Origin of the sequence: Arthrobacter sp. 2YAF22_2, assembly GCF_052114645.1 — a bacterium.
Lineage (GTDB): Bacteria > Actinomycetota > Actinomycetes > Actinomycetales > Micrococcaceae > Arthrobacter.
Genome location: NZ_JBFRFD010000602.1, coordinates 1 through 1,967, shown reverse-complemented (window position 1 = coordinate 1,967; position 1,967 = coordinate 1). Strand labels below are relative to the sequence as shown.

Below are 1,967 nucleotides of genomic sequence, written 5' to 3'. Positions count from 1 at the left end.
TTACGGCGTGGGCATGGTGGTAGGCAACATCGTCGGCGGCCGGATCGCGGACAAGTCCGTCATGGGCACCATTTACTGGGTCCTGCCCGGGGTAGCCGTGGCGCTGGTGGTCTACGCGGTGGCGGTGCACTGGCCCTGGTCCGCCTACGTGATGGTCTTCGTCGTGGGCGCCGCCGGCTCCATGCTGGTTCCGGCGCTGCAGACCCGGCTCCTGGACGCCTCCCCCGGTGCGCCGTCGCTGGCGTCGTCGCTGAACCATGCGGCCCTCAACGTCGCGAACGCCCTGGGCGCGTTCCTCGGCGGCCTCGTCATCGCCTGGGGCTGGGGCTACGTTGCCCCGGCCCTGGTGGGGGCGGTGCTCGCGATCCTGGGCCTCGGCGTCGCGCTCCTCAGCGGTGCGGTGGAACGCCGGAGGCCGCTGGCCGGGTAGCCCGCACGGCGCGCCCCCGGCCGAGCGGCCCCTGTAGGTCCTGGTTTCTTAGCCTGCGCTGACGCGTTCCAAGTCGGGTTCCAGGTAGATCACTCGTGCCGTCGGCACGGCCTCGCGGATGCGGACCTCGGCGCCGTCGATGGCTGCCGCGATCTGCCGGCCCGAGTCGGCGGCGCCGATGCTGATCTTGGCCGCCACCAGTAGTTCCTCCGGGCCCAGGTGCATGGTCTTGAGGTGGATGATGCGGGTGCCGTCGGATTCGATGGCGCCGCGGATCCGGGCGACGTCCGCCTTGGTGGCGGACTCCCCGAGGAGTAGGGACTTGGTTTCCACTGCCAGCACCGCGGCGATCGCCACGAGCAGCAGGCCGATCATGCCGGTGCCCAGGGCATCCCAGATGCCGTTGCCGGTGACCAGTGTCAGGCTCACCCCGAAGAGCGCGAAGACCAGGCCCAGGAGGGCGCCGAAGTCCTCCAGCAGGATGACGGGCAGTTCGGGCTGCTTGGCGTTGCGGATGAACTGGATCCAGCTTTGCTCGCCGCGCAGCGGGTTGGACTCCTTGATGGCGGTCCGGAACGAGAAGGATTCGGCGACGATCGCGCCAAGGAGCACCGCCAGCGGAACCCACCAGAAGGCCCCTTCGATGCCGTGCGGGTCCTGGAGCTTGCCCCAAGCCTCGTACAGCGCGAACAGGCCGCCGACGCTGAAGAGCACGATCGAGACGATGAATGCGTAAATGTACCGCTCCCGGCCGTAGCCGAAGGGGTGCTCCGCGCTCGCTTCCTTTGTGGCGCGCTTGCCGCCGACCAGAAGCAGCAGCTGGTTCCCCGAGTCGGCGACCGAGTGGATGGCCTCGGCGAGCATGGACGAGGACAGCGTCAGGACGAACGCGACGAACTTCAGGACGGCGATTGTCAGGTTGGCGGTTAGCGCCGCGACAATCGCCTTGGTACCGCCGTTTGCAGACAAGAGAGCTTCTCCTCTGGAGATTTTTCGGGATGGCCGCGGTCACCGTGGGATGCCCGGGACCGCAAGGAATACCGTACCCTTTCGCGGTCCGGCACCGCACCGCGGCGGGGCCCCCGCGGCAGGTAACGATTGAGTGTGATGTTGYTGACATGGGCCAACACCGTGTGTTAGCTTGAAGCCATACTCGGGATTCCTAAGGTGAATGCCGAAGAATATGTAGGAGGAGACATGGGCTTTCTAGGCTGGATCATTCTCGGACTCATAGTAGGTGCAATTGTTAAGGCAGTCATGCCCGGCAGGGTCGGCGGCGGCTGGGTCACCAGCCTCATCCTCGGCGTCGTCGGAGCCATTGTCGGCGGCTGGATCGGCGACCTGCTCTTCGGCGGCGGCAAGATGGAATTCTGGAATCTCGGTTCCTGGATCCTGGCCATTGTTGGCGGCTTGGTAGTCGCCGGCATCTACGGCGCCGTGACCGGACGTAACAAGACCACATAATCTCCCAAGTCACCGCCCCGGCAGCAGTGCCGCAACGGTGAAGGAACCACGGCGGGGCCGCACCGATTGGTGC

Annotated in this window: 3 protein-coding genes; 2 read left to right on the top strand and 1 reads right to left on the bottom strand. The window is 66.5% G+C overall.

Translation table 11 applies throughout. The features are described 5' to 3' along the window. Positions 1–430, top strand: a 430-nt coding sequence (locus AB4Y86_RS17755; RefSeq protein WP_441403475.1) for an MFS transporter, incomplete at its 5' end; no start/stop codon positions are given. A gap of 48 nt (positions 431–478) precedes the next feature. Here the strand turns inward: AB4Y86_RS17755 and AB4Y86_RS17750 are convergent. Beyond that, positions 479–1,399 (bottom strand): cation diffusion facilitator family transporter, encoded by a 921-nt coding sequence (locus AB4Y86_RS17750; protein ID WP_441403474.1) that lies wholly within the window; start codon positions 1,397–1,399, stop codon positions 479–481. Positions 1,400–1,627: 228 nt separating this feature from the next. Between AB4Y86_RS17750 and AB4Y86_RS17745 the strand changes: the two genes are divergently transcribed. Beyond that, positions 1,628–1,894, top strand: a complete 267-nt coding sequence (locus AB4Y86_RS17745) for a GlsB/YeaQ/YmgE family stress response membrane protein (RefSeq protein ID WP_441403473.1) — start codon at positions 1,628–1,630, stop codon at positions 1,892–1,894. Positions 1,895–1,967 lie beyond the last annotated feature (73 nt).